This is a genomic window from Delftia sp. WSY_22, from assembly GCF_043104185.1.
Lineage (GTDB): Bacteria > Pseudomonadota > Gammaproteobacteria > Burkholderiales > Burkholderiaceae_C > Comamonas > Comamonas tsuruhatensis.
The window spans coordinates 70833-88988 of sequence record NZ_JBICKN010000026.1 but is presented as its reverse complement, the minus strand read 5'-3'; the positions used below and the strand labels follow the sequence as shown (position 1 = coordinate 88988).

The following is an 18156-nucleotide window of genomic DNA, read 5'->3' as shown; positions in this document are numbered from 1 at the left end:
CCGAGCACGGCATAGCGGCCGCGGCCGAAGAAGTCCTCCCAGGCCTTGTTGACCAGTACCACGCGGTGGTCCGCGTCGGTGACCAGCATGGGCAGGGGCGTGGTCTCGAACAGCAGGTGCTGGAAGGCCAGCTGGGTCTGCAGTTCCTGCTGGGCCTTCCAGCGGGCCGTCACGTCCACGGCGCTGCCCGCGAAGCCCACGAGCCGGCCGTCGCGCAGCAGGGGGACGACGGCGATGTCGCAGAGTATTTCCCGGTGGCCCGGCAGCTGGAACATGGCCTGGCAGTTGCGCAGGGCCAGCTTGGCCTGGGGGTCGAGCAGGGCATGGATCTGCGGCCTGCAGGCTTCGCGCGCGATGCCTTCCAGCGGCTGCCCCAGCGCCTCGACGCTGGGCTGCCCGGTCCATTGCTCCCAGCGTGCGTTCACGAAGGTCAGCCGGCCCTGGATGTCGGTGCGAAAGATCAGCTCCTGCACGCTGCGCATGAGCACGGCCATCTCATGCTCGCTGCGGGCCAGGCGCGCCTGGGCCTTTTCCATGGACTGCTGGGACGACTTCTGGACCCTGCGGGTCTTGAGCACCGACCCGCTCAGGCCCAGCACCAGGGCAAGAAGCGCAAGGCCGGCAACGAAGAAGGCGAATGCCTTGTCGCGCCAGCGCGCGACCACCTCCGAGTAGGGCTCCTCCACCACCAGCAGCAGAGGCCAGTTGCGCACGGTGCGAAAGGACACGACCTCATGGGAGCCGAGCATGCCCGCGCCGACGTAGGAGCCGAATTCGCTGTGCGGCAGCCATTGCCGGAACAGCGGTGTCTGCAGCACGGCGGTCGCCTGCACGCCGGTGCCCGCATTCGTGCTGGCCAGCGTCTGGCCGTCGTAGCTCAGCAGCATGGCCTCGTAGCTGAGGGACTCCAGCGTGGACTGGTAGAAGTTGGCCAAGGCATCAGGATTGATCAGGGCCACCAGCACGGCCGGTGCGCCGTTGTCGCGCTTGAATGCGAGGATCTGGGGCAGGTAGCGGACGCCCCGCGGTGTCGCATGCGGGACCGCTGCCAGGGAGGAGAGGCTGCGGCCGGTGACCAGGCGTCCCAGCTGGACCTTGCCCGGGACCGGAGCCGATGCCCTGTCAGGCAGCAGCTTGTGCAGCTCGATCTGCAGGCCGGCCTCGCCCGCTTGCGTGCTCGCCAGGATGCGTCCTTTGCCATCGAGCAGCGCCATGCTGCGCAGAACCGGCAACTGGCCGACCACTTGCGCCAAGGCCGCCTCGCGCGCTGCGCCGGGGCTGTCGGCGGACAGGATGACCGGGTTGTTGGCCAGGCTTGCCAGGGCGACCTCGCCGGTCTCGAAGGTCTTGTTCGTCTGATCCTGCAGCACACGGGCCAGCAACGCCGCCTGGGCCTTGCTCTGCTCGGCCTCGGCATGCAGCTGGCTCCAGACGAACAGCACCAGCCCGGCAAGCACGCACAGGGCAAAGGTCAGCACCAATGCCTTGAGGTGGGCGCTGCGCCTGGCCCCCAGAAAATGATGCGTGCCGGCTCGGCCAGACATGATGAAGGCGCTCCATCGGAGGGTTCAAGGCGCGACGATGGCGCTCAGCCCGTGGTTGCGCGCTGCCCGGGCCAGGCGGCCGTCTCGCCGGATGTCGGAGACGAACTGGTCCAGGCGCGCCAGCCACTGGGCGTCGGCAGGACTGGTTGCATAGCCGTAGGGAAGCACGTGGAACGGCTTGGGCGGTGCGATCAACCGGGCCCAGTCGGAGCTGTCGAGCAGCCGGCGGCTGTAGGGGTAGTCGGTCATGAACACATCCACGCGCCCTGCCATGAGCTCCTTCTCGCGGGTCTGGGGCGGCTCGATGGACACGATCTGCGCATGCTTGAGCGTCTCGCGCATCACGGGCTCCATGAAGGTGCCGCGCTGCACGGCGACCTGCACGCCGGGCTGGTCGATGTCCGCCCAGGACTGCACGGCCTGATTGCTCTTGGTGGTGACGCCGTAGATGTCGCTGTTCAGATAGGGCTGCGTGAAGCGCAGCTGCTTTTGCCGCTGGGGGAGTATGCCCACGGCGAACATGGCGACATCGCAGCGCGACTCCAGCAGGTCAGGTATCAGCCTGGGAAAGGAGGAATCCACATACTGCAGCCGTACGCCCAGCTCCCTGGCCAGCTCCGCCGACAGCTCTGCATCCACGCCCGTCAGCCGGCCCGTGCGTGGGTCGCGGAAGGTGATGCCGTAGTAGTCGGGCCATATGCACACACGCAGGGCGCCCGTGGATGCAATCCGCTCCAGCACCTCGCCAGCTGCGGCAGAGCCGGACCATGGCACCAGACACAGCAGCAATCCGGCAACGGCTGCCAGGCGTGCCAGCACGCGCCTTGGGGACGGTGCGCCGAAACATGTCGATGATGGATGCATGGCGGGCTTTCAGGGTGTGTCGATCAGATCGGTGAAGGACGGGGACTGCCGGGTCAGCGCCAGGCGCAGCGCATCCAGCTCTTCGATGTTGTCCATGAACGCGTCGACGATGCCGGGATCCAGGGCCTTGCCCCGTTCCGCCGCGATCATCTCCAGGGCCCGTGCTCGCCCGAACGCCGGCCGGTACACCCGGTCCATGGTGAGCGCGTCGAAGATATCGACGATGGAGGTGATGCGCGCCGACAGCGGGATGTCCTCGCCTGCCAATCCCTGCGGGTAGCCCTTGCCGTCGAAGCGTTCGTGGTGGCTGGCGGCGATTTCGGCCGCCATCTGGAACACCGGGATGCGCGACTGGCCCAGCAGATGCGCGCCGATCTCGGCATGCCGGTTCATGACCAGGCGCTCCTGCGCATCCAGCGGGCCCTGCTTCTTGAGGATGGTGTCCGGAATGCCGACCTTGCCGATGTCATGCATCGGGGCCGCCTTGCGCAGCAGGCTGGCGAATTCGATGCGGCAGCCCAGGCGCAGGGCCAAGGCCTCCGACAGGTAGCCGATGCGGATGATGTGCGAGCCGGTGTCGTCGTCCTTGAACTCGGCGGCCATGGCCAGGCGCAGCAGGGTCTCGTGGTGGGCGCGTGTCACTTCCTTGAGCAGATCGTTGCGCTCGCGGTACATGCGGCCGAAGTCCTGGATGAGCTGCTCCATCTGCTCCACGGCCGCAGGATCGAAACGTCGCGATGGCTCCCGGGGGGAGGCGGTCTGGTACTGGGCCATCAGTCGATCCTCTCGAGCTTTTCGATCGTCTCCAGCAGCTTCAGGGTGCTGAAGGGCTTGACCAGGTATTCGTCGGCTCCGGCCAGCAGGCCCGCCTTGCGGTCCTCGGCGCTGCCCCGGGCCGTCAGCAGGATGACCTGCGTATGCAGCAGCTCGTAGGAGCGCTTGATGCGGCTGCACACCTCCAGGCCGTCGAGCGTGCCCGGCATCATGATGTCGAGCAGGACGATGTCGGGCCTGAGCCTCTCGGCCATCGCCCAGGCCTCGTCGCCATCGCAAGCCTCTATGACGTCAAAGTCGCTGAATTCCAGTGTCATGCGCAGCAGCTTGCGGATGTCGGCATGGTCCTCGGCGATCAGTATCTTTTGCATGGGGAGATCTTTCATGCCGCAACAAAGGTGTGGGCCGGCATGTGAATCATAAATATCAATTCAATCAAATTTTATTGAATTTATCTATCAAATCTGTTGCCAGGCCTGCACGCCCGTGGGCGCCGGATGCTGCCGCCCGCAGCGGGGCGGGTTCCGGCCCCAGGCCGGGAACAGGTCTTTTCCCCCTGTGCGGGAGCCGGCAGCCCCGCCTTTATGGGGCCCGTTCCCAGGCTGGGTCTTTCCACAGGGCATCGAGGTCGGTGAAGCCCCATTTCGCGGGGTCTTCCCGACTGGCTATCTTCTCCTGGCACCCGGGCCGGGCCAGGTCAACGGTCTCCGGTGCCATCCGCATGCCGCTGGCCGTGGAATAGAACACCTTGACCTGCGGACAGGTCAGGGACTGGCGGCCAGGGTCCACGACGACCCCCAGCCTGCCCGTTGTCAGCCGCACCAAAGAGCCCACCGGGTAGATGCCTATGCTTTTGACGAAGGCCTGGAATACGGTCTTGTCGAAGTGCCCGGCGCTCCATTCGGCCATCTTGTGCACCGCCTCGGCAGGGTCCCAGCCACGCTTGTAGGGGCGGTCCGAGGTGATGGCGTCGTAGACATCGCAGACCGCGCCCATCTTCGCGAACAGGCTGATGTCCTCGCCGCGCAGCCCGTGGGGGTAGCCTGTGCCATCCACCTTCTCATGATGGTGAAGGCAGACGTCCAGCACCACCGGATCATCGACGCCGCCGGCCAGGAGCAGCTCCAGGCCTCGCGCCGGATGCTCGCGGACCTCGGCAAACTCCCTGTCGGTCAGGCGCCCCGGCTTGTTCAGGATGGGGGCGGGGATCGCCATCTTTCCAATATCGTGCAGCAGCCCCGCATAGCCCGCCTGGCGCACCTGCTGCGGTGGCAGGTCGAGCTGGCGTGCCAGCACGATCATCAGGGCGCAGACCGCCACCGAGTGCATGTAGGTGTAGTCGTCGCTGCTCTTGAGCCGGGCGATGCTGACCAAGGCGCACGGATTGCGGATGATCGACTCGGACACCTCGGCGACCACGGAGCGGGCCTCGTCCTGGTTGATCTCCCTGCCCATGCGCGCCTCGCGGAACATGGCGGTGATCGCCTGCCTGGACTGGCGGCAGATCCGGGCGGCCCGCTTCACCTCCTCATCGAAGGCAACGGGCCGCAGCTCGCACTCCAACTCGGCCAGTTGCGAGATCTCGGACAGTTGGGCGTCGATCACGGTGTCCACCTGCTCGCGCGAGCAAGACGGCTCGTCTTGCGCGACATCCAGGCCCTTGGCGGTATCGATCCACACTTCCTGGATGGGGGCGTGCAGGATCCTCGCCAGGTCGGCAGGGTCTTCCAGCCTGAAGCGGCTGCGCCAGAACGGATGCTCCATCCAGCTGCCGCAAAAGCTCTCCAGAAACATGCCCAGCCGCAGCTGCCGCACACTGATGCGCTTGATCATGAACAAGGGCCCCGCAACGGTTCACATGAATACGTCATCTTGCCGCCATTTCCTTGCTTCTGTACGGATCCAGGTCAGAAGGCCGCCCATTCCTCCTCCTTGACCTGCGGTTGCGCACGGGCCGGCGATACGCGTGCCTGAATGGCCGGCAGCGCTTGCCTGGGCCCCATGGCCTGGACGTTGGCGGCACGCGGCGCGGCGGGGTGGCTTGCCCCATGCTCGGGGTGCATCCTGAATGTGGAGACGATCTGCGCCAGAGAAGCGGCCTGCTGCTCCAGGCTGCCCGCAGCGGCCGAGCTTTGCTCGACCAGCGCCGCGTTCTGCTGCGTCATCTGGTCCAGCTGGCTCACCGCCTCGCCGACCTGCCGGATGCCTACCGCCTGCTCGGCCGATGCGCTGGAGATCTCGCCGATCATGGTGTCCACGCTGCGCACCTGCTCCACGATGCGGCCCATCTGCTCGCCAGCCCGGGTCGCCACCTGGGTGCCTTGGTCGACCTTTTCCAGGTTGGCACCGATCAGCTCCTTGATCTCGCGGGCCGCCGTGCCCGAGCGCTGGGCCAGCGCGCGCACCTCGCTGGCGACCACCGCGAAGCCCCGGCCCTGTTCGCCGGCCCGCGCGGCCTCCACGGCAGCGTTGAGCGCCAGGATATTGGTCTGGAAGGCAATGGCGTCGATGACGTTCGTGATCTCGGCGATCTTGCGCGAGGCCTGCGAGATGTCCTGCATGGTATGCACCACCAGGGCCACGGACTGGCCTCCCTCGGCAGCCGAGGCCGACGCGGCCGAAGCCACCTTGCTGGCCTGCTGGGCCGTGTCCGCATTCGTGCGCACCGTGGCCGTGAGCTCCTCCATCGATGCGGCCGTCTCCTCGAGGTTGCTGGCCTGCTGCTCGGTGCGCTGGCTCAGGTCCAGGCTGCCGGAGGCGATCTCGCTCGATCCCGTCGCAATGCTGTCGCTGCTGAGGCGAATGCTTGCCATGATCTCGCGAAGCTTGCCGTTCATGTCGCGCATCGCGCCCAGCAGCCGGGCGGGCTCATCCCGGCCCTGCACCACGATGCTGGCCGTGAGGTCGCCCCGCGCCACGGTGTCCGCCACCGAGACCGCCATGTGCAGGGGCTCGGTGATCGAGCGCGTGATGGCCCAGGCCAGCACGGCGCCCAGGGACACCGCCAGCGTGGCCAGCCCGCCGAGCAGGTACAGCGCCAGGTAATAGTCCTTCTCGGCCTGCTCGGTGGCCTTGCGCCCGCCCTCCTGGTTCAGCGCGATGTCCTGGCCCACGACGTCCATGAAATCGGTGAAGACCTGGGTCGCAGATCCCGTGGCTTGGCCACGCGCCTGGGCCGACTGCTCCGGCCCGGCCTTGGACAGCTCCAGCACCTTCCTATCTTCCAGTACGACGGCGTCCCAAATTACGCGCATCTTGTCGTACAGCTTCTTTTCCTCAGGGGAGGAAATGAGCTTTTCGTAGGTGGAGAACTCCGACTCTAGGGCTTTCTCGGCCTTCGCCAGCGCCTCTTCCTGAGCCTGCTTGCCCGGTACAGACTCCTCAATCACATGGCGAAGGGTGGCGCGGCGGGCTTCATTGGCTGTGGCCCGAATCGAGGCCAGCGCATTGGTGGAAGGCAGCCAGTTGGTGCCCAGGTCGTTGGCATTGAACTGGACCCGGGCGATCTGCAGTGAGCCGATGGCCGCGACCGTGCTCAGCAGCAGCAGGAGCAGGGTGAAGGCAGCGATGAGCCGTGTGCGGATGGACAGAAGGCGGAGGAACATGGTGGGGGTCTCCTGAGATGCGGTCGGAAATCTTTGATCAATATGATGTAATTGATAATTTACCAAGCTTGCATCCATCTTGAGGAATTGAATTTATCAATTCAGTCTCGCTAGGCCATTGCCCGGGATCCGCTGCGCCGAGCCGCCTCGCAGTCCTCTATCCCCTTGGGCAAGCCGTCGCCACAGCCCGGCAGCGCTTGGCGACGCGCTCCGCCTGGCTCACGTGTCGAGCATCAACACACCCCAAAAATGTAACAACCAGTTGTGCTGTTCTTTTCTCTCTGTTAAATTTTTATCAAATTCATCAAATAAATTTGATTGGAGTGATGAAGATGCCACCTACACTGACAACCGACACCGCCAGGCAATGGCTTTCCTTCCTTGTGGACGATGAGGAGTTCGGCATCGATCTGCTGCAAGTGCAGGAGATCCGGTCCTACGAGTCGCCCATGCGCATTGCCAATGGCCCCGCCTACTTCAACGGCGTGCTGGAACTGCGCGGGGAGGTCATTCCCGTCATCGATCTGCGGCTCAGGCTGGGGCTTGCGGCCAAGCCGTACGACGCCTGCACCGTGACCATCATGCTGCGCCTGCCTGGCGGAGTGACGGGCATGGTGGTGGAGGGTGTCACCGACGTGGTGACGCTCATGCCGCAGGACCTGCGCGCCGTGCCCGCCATGGGCGGGGGCCTGGTCAATGACTGCCTGCTGGCCATGGGCGTGCTCGAGGAGCGTTCGCTGCTGCTCATCGATGCCGACAAGCTCCTGGCGACGGCCACGGCAGCCCTGCCGGACTGCGCTGCGAACTGAGCAATTTGCTCCGGCACGTCCCGGTCCCCGCTCGTACACCGCAAATTTTCATATCTCATTGGAGACGTGCCATGAATCCTCGCTTCTGGACTGTCAAGACCAAATTTTCCGTGGCCTTCAGTTCCCTCGCGCTTCTCACCATGGTTGTGGCACTTCTCGCCCTGCAGGCGCTGAGCGAGGCAAATCAAAATCTTGTCCACTTTGTCGACGGTATCAACGCCCGAGCAACCTTGGCCGAGAAGGTTCGCACAGCCGTGGATCGACGAGCTATCGCGGTGCGTAACTTGGTGCTGGTCACATCGCCCGCAGACCTGGAGAAGGAGAAAGGCGCTCTCACCTCAGCACACGCCGACGTCAAGGCCTGGCTGACCGAGCTCCAGGCCGCAGCGGAGTCAACGGAAGCCGCTGCCGATGCGCGCAATCTGGTGACCAGCATTGCTGATGTGGAGCGGCGCTACGGACCGGTAGCCACCGACATCGTGGCCCTGGCTCTGCAAAATAAAAAGGATGTAGCGGTCCGCAAGATGAACGACGAGTGTCGGCCCTTGTTAGCGGAGTTGACCGAGACCACTCGCCAGTACAGTGAACTGACCCGCGCACGGTCGCGACAGATGATTGAACAGGCAGCGCAGGCCTACGTTTACCGCAGGAACATGCTGATCGCCGCAAGCATGGTCGCCATTTTCCTGGCTGTCCTGATGGGCTGGCGGATAGCACGAGGCCTGACGCGCTCCCTGGGCGCAGAGCCTGCGCAACTGGGCAATGTCGCCCAACAGATCGCCCAAGGCAATCTCAGCCCTGAACTGCTGCGCCACCAGGCCCCCGAAGGCAGCGTCCTGGCATCGCTCAATGCCATGCTCCAGAGCCTGGCCTCGGTCGTTCATGAGGTTCGCAAAAATGCCGATGGGATCGCTGGCGGCAGCACGGAGATCGCCAACGGCAATGCCGACTTGAGCCAGCGCACGGAACAGCAGGCCAGTGCCTTGCAGGAAACTGCAGCGTCGATGGAGCAGCTGTCGACCACCGTCAGGCAGAACGCGGACAACGCCAGGCAGGTCAATCAACTCGCCCTGGGTGCAAGCCAGGTGGCCACCAAGGGCGGCGGCTCCGTGCAGGAGGTCGTCAATGCGATGCAGGACATCAGCGAAAGTTCGCGCCAGATCGGCGAAATCGTGGGCGTGATCGACGGCATCGCGTTCCAGACCAACATCCTGGCGCTCAATGCCGCAGTCGAGGCTGCGCGCGCAGGCGAGCAGGGCAAGGGCTTTGCCGTGGTGGCCGGTGAGGTGCGCAACCTGGCGCAGCGCAGCGCGCAGGCCGCCCGGGAAATCAAGCAGCTCATCGCCACCAGCACCACACGGGTCAAGCAGGGCACCGAGCTGGCCGACCAGGCTGGCGCCACCATGGCGCAGGTGCTGCAGTCCATCCAGCGCGTGACCGACCTCATGGGGGAGATCAGCAGTGCCAGCGATGAGCAAAGCGCGGGGGTGGCGCAGGTCGGCAAGGCCGTCAGCCAGATGGACCAGGTCACGCAGCAGAATGCGGCGCTGGTGGAGGAAAGCGCGGCAGCGGCGGCCAGCCTCAGAACGCAGGCACAGCAGCTGGTTCAGGCCGTGTCGATCTTCCAGCTGGGCGGCCAGGCGGCACAGCCTGCCTCGACACCGCCGCTGTCGCAGCCGACGGTGCAGGCGCGCAATCCGGCACCCGCGAAAGCGGCGCTCCCCGCCCGCCAGGCTGCCCGGCCCGTGCTGCGCCCCGTGAGCCCGGTGAGCCCTGCGCACAAGCAGGCGCAAGCGCAGGAGCAGGACGACTGGGTGTCGTTCTGATCAACGGCCCCTTGCGTGCGCCGGGGTGCGCGGCCGCCGCCATGCCGGGTCTGCCAGGAGCCGCAGGGCCCAAGTCCAGGGCCCGTGCAAGTTCTGATATTTTCAGCGCTGTTCCTGCGCAGGCAGCCCCCGGTTATCGATACTCCATGGCCATGATTGCAAACCTTATTCCGTTGAACCCCACGCACCTGGATGCCGCCATCGTCGATCTCGACGGCACCATGGTCAACACCCTGGGCGACTTCGCCGAAGCCCTCAACCGCATGCTGGCGGACCTGCAACTGCCGGCCATCGCCCCGCAGGCCATAGAGAACATGGTGGGCAAGGGCTCGGAGCACCTGATCCGCTCGGTGCTGGCCCATGTGGGCGCGGCCGATGTGGATGCCATCTACGGCCAGGCCTGGCAGCGCTACGAGCACCACTACCTGCAGCTCAACGGTCAGTTCGCCGATGTCTACCCGGGCGTGCTCGAAGGCCTGCAGGCATTGCGCGCGCGCGGCCTGCGCCTGGCCTGCCTGACCAACAAGCCGCTGTCCTTCGCCCGGCCGCTGCTGGAGCAAAAAGGCCTGGCACCGCTGTTCGAGCAGGTCTTCGGCGGCGATTCCTTTGAGCGCAAGAAGCCCGACCCGCTGCCCCTGCTCAAGACCTGCGAGGCCCTGGGCACCTCCCCCGCGCGCACGCTGATGCTGGGCGACTCCAGCAACGACGCCCAGGCCGCGCGCGCCGCGGGCTGCCCCGTGGTGCTGGTCAGCTACGGCTACAACCACGGCCAGCCCGTGCGCCAGGTCGATGCCGATGGCTTCGTCGATGCGCTGACCGAACTGGCCTGAGACGCGCAGCCTCCAAATTTGTTGGAAAAAGAATGGGATTTGGCGATGGTTAACGCACTTTGACGGTGCGATTTATGTTTTTGCTAGAGTCGTCTGCTTTGCCATCCTGGCCGCGATCCGGCCACAGACAAGGAGGAAGCACGCGACATGCACGGACTGCACCTGACCGCCGATCTCTACCAATGCCAGGGCGACGAGCGCCATATGCTCGACGCCGATGCCATCGCCGCCCTGTGCCGCGCACAGACCGCGCAGGCCGGCCTGACCCTGGTGGAGGACCGCTGGGTCAAGTTCCCTGATTACCAGGGGCAGCCCGGCGGCGTGACCGGCACCGTGCTGCTGGCTGAATCGCACCTGGCCATACACACCTGGCCCGAGACCGGCTGCGTCACCGTCGATGTCTACGTCTGCAATTTCTCCGCCGACAACTCGGGCAAGGCCCGCGCGCTGATGGAGGGCGTGATCGCCGCCTACGCGCCGGGCCGCGTGGTGCGCCAGCAGCTCATGCGTGGCGACATCGGCCCCGGCGCCAAGGACGAGGCGGCGGCCGATGAGGGCGATTGGGCGCTGGAGGCGCTCACGCCCCATGCGCGCTTTGGCTGGCGCGCCACGCGGCGCGAAACCGTGCAGACGCCCCATCAGGAGCTGGAGCTGCTGCACACGCCGCAGTTCGGCAAGGTGCTGCGACTGGATGGCCGCTTCATGACCTCCGAAGGCGAGGAATTCTTCTACCACGAGGCCCTGGTCCACCCCGCTGCTCTGGCCCACCCGGCGCCGCGCAAGGCGCTGATCCTGGGCGGCGGCGATGGCGGCGCAGCCGAGGAACTGCTCAAGCACCCGTCCATGGAGCAGGTGGTGGTGGCCGAGCTGGACGAGGCCGTGGTCCAGGCCGCGCGCACGCACCTGCAGCAGGTGCATCTGGGCGTGTTCGATGACCCGCGCCTGCAGCTGCGCATAGGCGACGGCATGGCCATGGTGGAGCGCACCGAAGAACGCTTCGACCTCGCTCTGATGGACCTCACCGACCCCGACACGCCTGCCAGCGCGCTGTACTCCGACCAGGCCCTGGCGCGCATGAAGCGCGTGCTGGCGCCGGGCGGCGCCCTGGTGCTGCACCTGGGCAGCCCCGTCTTCCATGGCGAGCAGGTGGCGCGGCTGGTGGCCAGCCTGCGCGAGCGCTTTGCCATCGTGCGCTGCTACGGCCTGTACATCCCCCTGTACGGCGCCTACTGGGGCCTGGCCGTGGCCTCCGACACGCTGGACGCGGCGGCGCTGCCCCCCGCCCAGCTGCGCCAGCGCCTGGCCGAGCGCCGCCTGCCCGACCTGCGCTACTACAACGCCGAAGTGCACCCCGCACTGTTCGCGCTGCCCAACTATTACCGCGACCTGGTGCAGCCCGCGCCCCTGGCGGCGCTGCCCCCGCGCGCGGTCCGCGTCGCCTGAGCTCGGCCCGTTCTGGCAACGGGCCGAGCCCGGCCCGCCCTGGCCGGGCTGCGGTGGCAACTGCGCGCCCGGCAGGGCAAATTTGACACAGTGCTGCAATCTGGTGGCAAGTCTGCTGTAATGAAAAACGGCGGGAAGGCCCGTGCGCCCGCCATTTTTCCGGCTTCCTGGTAAGTATTTCCGGGATATTGCGTGCTTGCAAAAACCATATCAACAGATAAAGCGCCAGACGCCCTGTATCAAAATGACTGCTTCCCTTTCAAAAACAAGAATATCCGCGTCCAAATACCATGATGATTCCTTGCTGCGGCTTTGGAATTGGGCTTTGTTGGCAGGGCTGGTATTGAGCTTTCCCCTGAGCTTTGTATTGCCGCAAAGCCTGAGCTGGGAAAATGGATTCCTGGAGAATATCCAGGCCGTGACCCTGCTGCTGGGCATGGTGGCGGCCTTGGTTGCGGCGCGGCGGCAAAAAGGCTCCTTTGCAGCGCCACTGTGGTGGATCGCCTCCCTGTTCTGGCTGGCTTTTCTGGGGCGTGAACTGGCCTGGGGCGCAGCTTTCCTGCCCAGCCTGGAGGCTGGCAAGTGGGGGCCGGTGATCAGCTCCCAGGTGCTGTGGTACCGGCCCGCCGTCAAATGGGTGGTGGGCGCCATGCTGCTGCTGTGCTGCTATTGGTTTGTGCGCCACGGTGTCTGGAACAAGGTCATCAAGCGCCTGGTGCGCGAGAAGGCGCTGCCGATATTCAGCCTGGCGACATTTGTCGCGGCTATGGTGATATCCACCAATGCGGAAGGTCATGGTTTCATTGTCCTGCAGCAATGGTTTGATTATCAGGTGATCGTGCTGGAGGAGCTGGTGGAGACATTTGGATATATGGCACTGTGGCTGGCACAGTGGGCGCTGGTCAGGTATGTTGCTGGCTGGCAGGAAGATATTTGAGCCAATATTGATCAAACCGGCCGCCTGCATATTCCCGGTGTAATGGGGCAGATTCAGGGGCCGGTAAGTCGCCAGTAAGACGCAATCGGGGAGCATGGCCGTTTTCCCCGAAGGTTTGCCGCTCTCGCGGCGGACCGACGGAGCCTGAAACGACAGAACGTGCCATCGCAATGCAAGCCTCCATCTACCAGGACGTGATAGGTATCCAGGCGGCGGGCCAGGCGTATTCCCTGGGTTCGCGCTTCCAAGAATGCAGCCAGCACCGTGCCGTGCGGCTGGAGACGATCTTCGAGTTGCTTATCCTCAAGTTCCGCGAGGACCTGCTGCAGGCGCTGGCCGAGGAGCCGCCAGGCCCCGCACGCCACCTGCGCGCCTATATCCGCTGCGTCTGCGACCATGCCCTGTCCCGCCAGCGCGGCCAGAAGACGGCCGCACAGTTGCTGACCCGCGCAAGATTCCAGAACATATGGTTTGATTTCGTGGACGCGGCCTGCGCCGACGATCTGGTGCCCGAGGACATCGCCCTGCAATGCCGCGCCATGGTCGAGGACCTGTGGGTCATCCATGTGCTGGTCGAGCCCATGGCGCCCCAGCGCATCACCGGGATCAGGGAGCATTTGCTGTCCCTGTGCGGCAACGACGGAAACCATGAATCGCATCGCATTAATTGAGGACCATGCCAGGCTGGCCACGCTGGTCAGCCGCTCGCTGGCCAACTCCGGCATAGAGACCGATGTCTTCCACCAGATCTCCACGGCCTGGCTGGCCCTGCAGGACATCGACTACGGCGTCATCGTCATCGACCGCGGCCTGCCCGATGGCGACGGCCTGCAACTGGTGCAGCGCCTGCGCGCCGCAGGCCGCTCCACGCCCTGCCTGATGCTCACGGCCCGGGACGCGCTCAGCGACCGCGTGGGCGGCCTGGAAGCCGGTGCCGACGACTACCTGACCAAGCCCTTTCCCATGGAAGAGCTGATTGCCCGCGTGCGCGCCCTGCTGCGCCGCCCGGCCCTGGTGCAGGAGCTGGCGCCGCAGCTGGGCGACATCAGCATCAGCCCGCAGCAGGCCTGCATGCACTGCGCGGGCTCGGCCATCGCGCTGCCGCCGGCGGAGCTGCAGATCATGCTCAGCCTGGTGCGAAAGGCCGGCGCCACGGTGCGCCGCTCCACGCTGGAGGCGGCGGCCTGGGGCATGAGCAGCGTGGTCACGCCCAACGCCCTCGATGTGGCCCTGCACCGGCTGCGCCGCAAGCTGGCCGCGGCCGGCTCGTGCATGGAAATCGTCAACATCCGGGGTCAGGGCTATGCGCTTCGCGAACCTTTGCTGGCCCGGTAGCCTGCGCTCGCGGCTGCTGGCCGTCTATGGGTTGAGCATGGTGTTCAGCGCGCTGCTGGTCGGCGCGCTGGTGATCCTCGTCGCCAAGCCTTTCGACAGCTATGCGCTGCAGCGCGGCATGGGGCATGCGGCCGAGAAGCTGGCCGAATGGGTGAGCTTCGATGCCAAGGGCGTGCCCCAGGGTTTCAGCGAGCGTGAACTCAAGGCCTGGATGCTGACCAGCCTGGGCGAGGAAATGCAGCTGCGCATCACCGACGCCCGCGGCCGCGTGGTTTTCGCCCCCAACGGCGAAATGCAGCCGCTGACGCAGACCGGCCGGGGCTTCGACCCCGAGCTCAAGGCCTTTGCCTACGAGCGCGGCGGCGTGGTCATGCGCGCGGGCACGGCCACGCTGGTCCACGACGGCACGACGTGGCACGTGCAGATAGCCGTCAGCGACCGCATGGTGGACTGGCTGCGCGAATCGGTGGGCCTGCCCGCGCTGTGGCGCGGCATGGTGGCCATCGGCGTGGTCTTCCTGGTCGTGTTCCTGTTCTCCACGCACCGCACGCTGCAGCGCATGCTCAGGCCGCTGGGCGTGGCCGCGCAGGATGCCCAGCGCATCACCCCGCAGACGCTGGGCACGCGCCTGCAGCCCAAGGACCTGCCGCGCGAGTTCGCGCCCCTGGTCGAGGCCTTCAACCACGTGCTGGACCGGCTGCAGGCCGGCTTCCGGAACCAGCAGGAATTCCTGTCCATGGCCGCGCATGAGCTCAAGACGCCGCTGGCCCTGATGCGCGTGCAGATCGAGCTGGAGCCCGAGGACCGGCGCAGCCCCGAGCTGCTCAAGGACGTGGACCACATGGCGCGCCAGGTCCAGCAACTGCTGCACCTGGCCGAGGTCTGCGAACACCAGCGCTACCGCATGGAAGACATTGCGCCGGCCGACATCATTGGCGAGGTCTGCGACTTCATGGCCCGCGCCTCCGAAAAATGCGGCGTGCACATCCACTGCGAGGTCAAGGACGGCTCGCCTGCCTGGCGTGCCGACCGGGGCGCGCTGTTCGTGCTGCTCAAGAACCTGATCGAGAACGCCGTGCAGCACAGCCCGCAGGGCGCCACCGTCACCGTGAAGGCCTGCGGCCTGGGCTTTTCGGTGCTGGACCAGGGCCGTGGCGTGCCGCCCGAGGACCTGCCGCGCATCTTCGAGCGCTTTTGGCGCAGCAGCGAGCGGCGCGACCTGGGTGCGGGCCTGGGCCTGCCCATCTGCCTGGAGATTGCGCGCGCCCACGGCTGGACGCTCACGGCCCTGCCCGGTGCCACGGGGCTGGAGATCCAGGCGCGCTTTGCCGGGCCCGTGCAGGAGCCCGCCCCGCCGTTCAACCGCCCAGCAATGCCTTCTTGAGTTGCTCGTCGGCCGGGTGCGGGCCCAGCCAGATGCCCAGCAGCGCCTGGAAGAACTCGGGCTCCTGGAAGGGCGCGCCCTGGGCCTGGCCCTTGACAAAGACCTGGGCACCCTGGCCCGGCACCCAGTCCACCGAGAAGTTCTCGCCCGGCAGCAGCTTCTTGTGCTGCGTGAAGATGTCGCTCATGCGCAGCACGCCGGGCACCAGGCGCGAGAAGCGCGCGCGCTCCATGTTGTCCTCGATGCCGCGCGCGAACAGCTTGCCCAGCTCGGCCGAATCGATCTCGCGCAGCATGGTCACGCTCACGCGCTTGGGGCCGGGCAGGGCCGCGATCTCCTGCAGGCTGGCGGCCGGCTTTTCCAGGTACAGGCCCGCCGTGTAGACCTTGAAGATGGCCTTGTAGCGAATGCCCGCGCCATTGAGCTGCAGCGTCTGGCCGCCCACCCCCGCCTGGGCTGGATAGGCCACGCCCGCGACGGTGCGCGGCGGCTCCTGGGCTGTGGCGGCCAGCGGCATCGCCAGCGCCATGGCCAGGGCGGCTGTCTTCATCCAGCGGGGCAAGGCGGTCATGGTGTCTCCTGCGGGGGGCTGTGGCCCGGTTGCGGTTTGTTACGTCCGGGCGAGATGTTGTGGGGATTGGAGAGGGGTGGCAACAGGGTTTTCGCGGGCCGGTGGATGGCGCTGCTTTGGCGGCGTTTCCGCGCTGAGTCTCTTTGCAAGCCCCTGTCGGGGCGTTTCTTTTCGAGGCCGGGTTTCGGCCCGGCGGCCGACTCACTTTCTTGTCTTGCTACAAGAAAGTGAGCAAAGAAAAGCGCCCGAATGTCCGCGACCCCTTCGCTGCGCTGCGGGGCAGGCGCGGGCAGCGCGGACATACGGGGAGTGGGTGCGGGCCTTCGCTGCGCTCGGCCGGGTGGGCGAGAAGCCTTGGGCGTTTCAGCCCAGGACGTTCTTCAGCAGCGTCTTTTCCTGCTCCGTGAGGGCGGCGATGCATTCGTCGCCCAGGGCCTGCAGCAGCCGGGTGCTGTCGGCGTTGGCGATGTCCAGGCCCAGGCGCTTTTGCTGGGCTGCGGGCTGCGTGAAGTTCAGGCGCAGGTAGCTGCTGGTGCCCAGTTCCTGGCGGGCCGCCTTGACGGCCTGGACCTCCTGGGCGGCCATGACCAGTTCCAGCAGGGGCTTGACCAGGGTCAGCCCGCGCCGGGGCATGGCCACGGGGTCCTGGCCCTGCTGGGGGTTGGCGGTGCCTACGCTGATCATCACGATGTCGGCCGCTGGCCCCCAGAGTTGGCGGGCGGCTTGCAGGGCCAGCAGGTCGGGCGCGTTGGCGGCGAGTCCGCCGTCCACGAAGACATGGCCTGCTGCGGCGTGCGCAGGAAAGTAGGTGGGGGCGGCCGATGAGGCCAGCATGGCGTCCATCAGCGTCAGGCCCAGCCGGTCCCTGTCGGGCAGGGCGCCGCTGGCCAACAGGTGCAGCTGCGATGAATTCCAGTTCACGGCGGGCAGCAGCAGCGGCACCTGCAGTTGCCCCAGGGCGGACTGCTCCGCTTGCGGCATGGCCTCCTTGATCGCTGCGCGCAGCGGGGCGCTGTCATAGAGCGCCTTGCCCATGGCCTGGCGCAGGCCGGGCAGCCATTTGGAGGGAAAGATGGCGGGGCCGTGGTCCAGCAGCAGTTGCTTGATGCGCGCGGGCTGGCAGCCGCTGGCCAGGGCGGTGGCGATGATGGCGCCGATGGAGGTGCCGGCGAACAGGTCCACTTTCTCCAGCAGGTCGCCGTTGCCGAATTCGCGGTGGATGCGCTCCAGCACATGGGCGCTGAACAGGCCGCGATAGCCGCCGCCCGACAGGCTCAGGACGACCCGGCGCCGGCGCAGGCCCTGGCGCACCGCGCTGGACAGGGGCGGTACGTCGAAGTCCATCACAGCGCGTGCACGGCAACGCCACGGGCGGCGGCCTGCGTCAGGTAGAGGTTGGCGGGCTCGGTGTAGCAGACCTTGAGCAGGTCGGCCGTGGCGATGAGCAGCCGCAGGTCCTGCGCCAGCGGCGCCGTGCCCTGCGGGCCCTGGCTGTCCAGCGGCGCGAAGTTGCGCCATTCGATGAAGCGCTCCAGCACCTTGTTGTCCACGCTGGTCAGCATGGAAGCGCCTTCGGCGCGCAGATTGGCGTACAGCGCATCGAGCAGGGAGAACCACTCGTTGCGGTCGCGCAGGTCATGGAATGCCTCGGCCACGGCCGCCTTGGCGATGGCCATGGACAGGTCGCTGACGATGCAGTCCAGCGGCCGGATGGTGGAGAACCATTGCAGCGTTGCGGGTTCCTGGTTCGCCATCCACAGCAGGCAGCGGGGGCCCAGCAGGTAGCGGCTCATGGCGCGCGCCGGGCGGGTACGTCGATATCGCCGCGCGCCCCGGACATCTGCGCAGCGGACAGATCCACGGCCTGGCGCGGCAGCGGCAGGGACCGGCAGATGTCGGCCACCGTGCGGGGGGCGCGTTCGTTGGCGGACAGGGCCACCATGTGCTCCTCGCTGACGATCACGTAGCGCTTGCGGCCCTGGGAGATGAGGGCCACCCCGTCGTGATCGGCCTGCCTGAGCACCGCGCCGTACTGCGCCTTGAAGACCGAGATCGGCATGGGCGTGGTGTTGCGCGGCATGGCCGATCCGACCTGATGGCTCAGGTCCCGCAGGGCGCGGTTCAGCGGGTCGCGTTCGCCCTCGGGCAAGGCAGCGTCGGTGCGGGCGGAGAAATGGGACGGCATGATCGACCTTTCTGGTCAGGTTGTGCTGCCATTGTTGGTCAGGCTGACC

The 18156-nt window shown here is 66.5% G+C and carries 18 protein-coding genes; 8 read left to right on the top strand and 10 right to left on the bottom strand.

Annotated features, from left to right (window positions below; translation table 11 throughout):
• From ACF8NF_RS14180 to ACF8NF_RS14155, 6 genes are all read right to left on the bottom strand, one after another.
• A partial coding sequence (locus ACF8NF_RS14180) for a PAS domain S-box protein (protein ID WP_392450749.1) occupies positions 1–1544 on the bottom strand: 1544 nt, incomplete at its 3' end.
• A gap of 24 nt (positions 1545–1568) precedes the next feature.
• Complete coding sequence (locus ACF8NF_RS14175) at positions 1569–2408, bottom strand: ABC transporter substrate-binding protein (protein ID WP_016450588.1); 840 nt, start codon at positions 2406–2408, stop codon at positions 1569–1571.
• A 9-nt stretch (positions 2409–2417) separates the two neighbouring features.
• Positions 2418–3182 carry an HD-GYP domain-containing protein gene (locus ACF8NF_RS14170; protein WP_016450587.1) on the bottom strand — a complete coding sequence of 255 codons (765 nt, stop codon included), beginning with the start codon at positions 3180–3182 and terminating at the stop codon, positions 2418–2420.
• The gene (locus ACF8NF_RS14165; RefSeq protein WP_017404901.1) at positions 3182–3553 is read right to left on the bottom strand and encodes a response regulator transcription factor; all 372 of its coding nucleotides are present in this window, start codon (positions 3551–3553) and stop codon (positions 3182–3184) included. Before ACF8NF_RS14165 ends, ACF8NF_RS14170 begins: the two co-directional genes overlap by 1 nt.
• Before the next feature lie 211 nt (positions 3554–3764).
• Positions 3765–5015 (bottom strand): HD-GYP domain-containing protein, encoded by a 1251-nt coding sequence (locus ACF8NF_RS14160; RefSeq protein ID WP_392450748.1) that lies wholly within the window; start codon positions 5013–5015, stop codon positions 3765–3767.
• A 74-nt stretch (positions 5016–5089) separates the two neighbouring features.
• A complete protein-coding gene (locus ACF8NF_RS14155) occupies positions 5090–6787 on the bottom strand; it encodes a methyl-accepting chemotaxis protein (protein WP_392450747.1) in 1698 nt (565 codons plus the stop codon).
• 332 nt (positions 6788–7119) lie between these two features.
• Here ACF8NF_RS14155 and ACF8NF_RS14150 point away from each other — a divergent pair, with 332 nt between their 5' ends.
• From ACF8NF_RS14150 to ACF8NF_RS14115, 8 genes are all read left to right on the top strand, one after another.
• On the top strand, positions 7120–7596 hold the full coding sequence (locus ACF8NF_RS14150; RefSeq protein WP_026062243.1) for a chemotaxis protein CheW: 477 nt from the start codon (positions 7120–7122) through the stop codon (positions 7594–7596).
• A gap of 71 nt (positions 7597–7667) precedes the next feature.
• On the top strand, positions 7668–9422 hold the full coding sequence (locus ACF8NF_RS14145) for a methyl-accepting chemotaxis protein (RefSeq protein WP_392450746.1): 1755 nt from the start codon (positions 7668–7670) through the stop codon (positions 9420–9422).
• 152 nt (positions 9423–9574) lie between these two features.
• Positions 9575–10252 (top strand): phosphoglycolate phosphatase, encoded by a 678-nt coding sequence (locus ACF8NF_RS14140; RefSeq protein ID WP_026062241.1) that lies wholly within the window; start codon positions 9575–9577, stop codon positions 10250–10252.
• 147 nt (positions 10253–10399) lie between these two features.
• Entirely contained in the window at positions 10400–11695 is a 1296-nt protein-coding gene (gene speE, locus ACF8NF_RS14135; RefSeq protein ID WP_017404895.1) for a polyamine aminopropyltransferase, read from the top strand.
• Between the two features lie 244 nt (positions 11696–11939).
• Entirely contained in the window at positions 11940–12632 is a 693-nt protein-coding gene (locus ACF8NF_RS14130) for a hypothetical protein (RefSeq protein WP_016450790.1), read from the top strand.
• 170 nt (positions 12633–12802) lie between these two features.
• Entirely contained in the window at positions 12803–13303 is a 501-nt protein-coding gene (locus ACF8NF_RS14125) for a hypothetical protein (RefSeq protein ID WP_016453971.1), read from the top strand.
• Positions 13281–13967 (top strand): response regulator transcription factor, encoded by a 687-nt coding sequence (locus ACF8NF_RS14120; RefSeq protein WP_013804692.1) that lies wholly within the window; start codon positions 13281–13283, stop codon positions 13965–13967. The genes ACF8NF_RS14125 and ACF8NF_RS14120 overlap by 23 nt, the downstream gene beginning before the upstream one ends.
• The gene (locus tag ACF8NF_RS14115) at positions 13936–15351 is read left to right on the top strand and encodes a HAMP domain-containing sensor histidine kinase (RefSeq protein ID WP_252652286.1); all 1416 of its coding nucleotides are present in this window, start codon (positions 13936–13938) and stop codon (positions 15349–15351) included. Before ACF8NF_RS14120 ends, ACF8NF_RS14115 begins: the two co-directional genes overlap by 32 nt.
• On the opposite strand, the gene ACF8NF_RS14110 is transcribed toward ACF8NF_RS14115, so the two are convergent.
• The 4 genes from ACF8NF_RS14110 to ACF8NF_RS14095 form a co-directional block, all read right to left on the bottom strand.
• Positions 15326–15922 (bottom strand): chalcone isomerase family protein, encoded by a 597-nt coding sequence (locus ACF8NF_RS14110; RefSeq protein ID WP_012202680.1) that lies wholly within the window; start codon positions 15920–15922, stop codon positions 15326–15328. The genes ACF8NF_RS14115 and ACF8NF_RS14110 overlap by 26 nt on opposite strands.
• A gap of 363 nt (positions 15923–16285) precedes the next feature.
• Positions 16286–17266: a CBASS cGAMP-activated phospholipase gene (locus tag ACF8NF_RS14105; protein ID WP_277849140.1), complete on the bottom strand. Its 981-nt coding sequence runs from the start codon at positions 17264–17266 to the stop codon at positions 16286–16288.
• Positions 17266–17715: a hypothetical protein gene (locus ACF8NF_RS14100; protein ID WP_016449524.1), complete on the bottom strand. Its 450-nt coding sequence runs from the start codon at positions 17713–17715 to the stop codon at positions 17266–17268. Before ACF8NF_RS14100 ends, ACF8NF_RS14105 begins: the two co-directional genes overlap by 1 nt.
• Positions 17712–18107 carry a hypothetical protein gene (locus ACF8NF_RS14095; RefSeq protein WP_046988079.1) on the bottom strand — a complete coding sequence of 132 codons (396 nt, stop codon included), beginning with the start codon at positions 18105–18107 and terminating at the stop codon, positions 17712–17714. Before ACF8NF_RS14095 ends, ACF8NF_RS14100 begins: the two co-directional genes overlap by 4 nt.
• Positions 18108–18156: the final 49 nt, after the last annotated feature.

Coding starts and splice junctions, on each gene's coding strand:
- ACF8NF_RS14175 (WP_016450588.1), bottom strand. CDS start 2,408: ATGCATCCATCATCGACATGTTTCGGCGCACCGTCCCCAAGGCGCGTG.
- ACF8NF_RS14170 (WP_016450587.1), bottom strand. CDS start 3,182: ATGGCCCAGTACCAGACCGCCTCCCCCCGGGAGCCATCGCGACGTTTC.
- ACF8NF_RS14165 (WP_017404901.1), bottom strand. CDS start 3,553: ATGCAAAAGATACTGATCGCCGAGGACCATGCCGACATCCGCAAGCTG.
- ACF8NF_RS14160 (WP_392450748.1), bottom strand. CDS start 5,015: ATGATCAAGCGCATCAGTGTGCGGCAGCTGCGGCTGGGCATGTTTCTG.
- ACF8NF_RS14155 (WP_392450747.1), bottom strand. CDS start 6,787: ATGTTCCTCCGCCTTCTGTCCATCCGCACACGGCTCATCGCTGCCTTC.
- ACF8NF_RS14150 (WP_026062243.1), top strand. CDS start 7,120: ATGCCACCTACACTGACAACCGACACCGCCAGGCAATGGCTTTCCTTC.
- ACF8NF_RS14145 (WP_392450746.1), top strand. CDS start 7,668: ATGAATCCTCGCTTCTGGACTGTCAAGACCAAATTTTCCGTGGCCTTC.
- ACF8NF_RS14140 (WP_026062241.1), top strand. CDS start 9,575: ATGATTGCAAACCTTATTCCGTTGAACCCCACGCACCTGGATGCCGCC.
- speE (WP_017404895.1), top strand. CDS start 10,400: ATGCACGGACTGCACCTGACCGCCGATCTCTACCAATGCCAGGGCGAC.
- ACF8NF_RS14130 (WP_016450790.1), top strand. CDS start 11,940: ATGACTGCTTCCCTTTCAAAAACAAGAATATCCGCGTCCAAATACCAT.
- ACF8NF_RS14125 (WP_016453971.1), top strand. CDS start 12,803: ATGCAAGCCTCCATCTACCAGGACGTGATAGGTATCCAGGCGGCGGGC.
- ACF8NF_RS14120 (WP_013804692.1), top strand. CDS start 13,281: ATGAATCGCATCGCATTAATTGAGGACCATGCCAGGCTGGCCACGCTG.
- ACF8NF_RS14115 (WP_252652286.1), top strand. CDS start 13,936: ATGCGCTTCGCGAACCTTTGCTGGCCCGGTAGCCTGCGCTCGCGGCTG.
- ACF8NF_RS14110 (WP_012202680.1), bottom strand. CDS start 15,922: ATGACCGCCTTGCCCCGCTGGATGAAGACAGCCGCCCTGGCCATGGCG.
- ACF8NF_RS14105 (WP_277849140.1), bottom strand. CDS start 17,266: ATGGACTTCGACGTACCGCCCCTGTCCAGCGCGGTGCGCCAGGGCCTG.
- ACF8NF_RS14100 (WP_016449524.1), bottom strand. CDS start 17,715: ATGAGCCGCTACCTGCTGGGCCCCCGCTGCCTGCTGTGGATGGCGAAC.
- ACF8NF_RS14095 (WP_046988079.1), bottom strand. CDS start 18,107: ATGCCGTCCCATTTCTCCGCCCGCACCGACGCTGCCTTGCCCGAGGGC.